Raw genomic sequence first — 1,311 nt, forward strand, 5'->3', positions numbered from 1 at the left:
TTTTCCTTCTTCCTTCTTACTTCTTCCTTCTTGTTTCTTACTTCTAATGAATACACCAAGTCATGCCATTATTAATCTAGCTCTTCTTGCTAAACCACAATTATCACAAGCTAATTTTGCTATTGTAATAGGTGGAATTTTACCAGATATTCCAATCTTTATTTTCTACTTTTGGGCAAAATTTATTGTCCGGTTACCAGAAGCAAAAATTTGGTCAGAAGCCTATTATCAACCATTAATACAAAATCTTGTTGCTACTTTTCATTCTATTCCTTTAGCGATAATTTTATTACTAATTTCTTACTATTTTGGCTGGGAAATTATGCAAGTTATTTGTATTAGTTTGGTGCTTCATTCTCTGTTTGATTTACCAGTACATAATAATGATGCTCATAAACATTTTTTCCCTTTAAGTAATTATCGATTTATTAGCCCTATTTCTTATTGGGACCCGAAACATTATGGAGCAATTGTTGCCTTGATAGAAATTTTACTGGTGTTATTAGCAACTTTGTGGATATTTCCTAGCATTAATTCTGCAATCGGAAAAGTATTGATAGTTCTAGTTAATATTTTTTATTGTAGTAGTTATATTTATTTTTATAGCTGAAGGAAGAAGGAAAAAGGAAGAGAGAAGAAGTGAAAAAGGAAAAATCTGGCTTTGTCTGAGTTTTAAACTTTTGATATGTCCGCGCCCTTTCCTTCCACTGCTATATCTTCGTTCTTAAAATTTTCACCTACCACCTAATATTAAATCTATTAGTATCGGTATAAAATCTTTTGAAGTTAGGAGTCAGGTAGTAGGGGCGTTAATGATAGTTATGCGAAGCTAACGGCCGTTTGCTCAGGTAGAAGCTCTCCGCTTTACATGTCGCGGAGCGTTAACGGAGTTATGCCACAGCAAAACGCCCGTACAGGAGTCAGGAGGAAAAACAGTTATAAAGATTTGGTAATTGTGAAAATGGACAATATTTTTATACCTAATTAAACGGATTTGATATAAAACCTAAAACCTTCTTAAATCATTCTCAAATTTTCACCTACAACCTACCACCTAAAACCTAAAACCTTCTTAAATTAATTAAGAACGCCGAATATTAAAACAACACCACTCTCCTCGTTTCCAAAGAGTGGCCACAACCCAACCATTTTCTTCCAAAGTATCAGCAATTGATTTAGCTTGTTCTAGTAAAATTCCACTAAGAACGCCCCAAGTTGTAGGTTTAGCGATCGCTTCCAGACGTGGAATTATATCAATAATTACTTCAGCTAAAATATTACAAACTATACCATCTACCGGACCAGAAGCTA

The 1,311-nt window shown here is 33.9% G+C and carries 2 protein-coding genes; one reads left to right on the top strand and one right to left on the bottom strand.

Annotation, left to right across the window (positions count from 1 at the left end; translation table 11 throughout):
* Positions 1-610, top strand: a 610-nt coding sequence (locus tag D5R40_RS33060; RefSeq protein WP_445974463.1) for a hypothetical protein, incomplete at its 5' end; no start/stop codon positions are given.
* A gap of 471 nt (positions 611-1,081) precedes the next feature.
* On the opposite strand, the gene D5R40_RS33065 is transcribed toward D5R40_RS33060, so the two are convergent.
* The coding region (locus D5R40_RS33065; protein ID WP_192901341.1) for a 50S ribosomal protein L11 methyltransferase at positions 1,082-1,311 on the bottom strand (230 nt) is incomplete at its 5' end.

This window comes from Okeania hirsuta, assembly GCF_003838195.1.
Lineage (GTDB): Bacteria > Cyanobacteriota > Cyanobacteriia > Cyanobacteriales > Microcoleaceae > Okeania > Okeania hirsuta.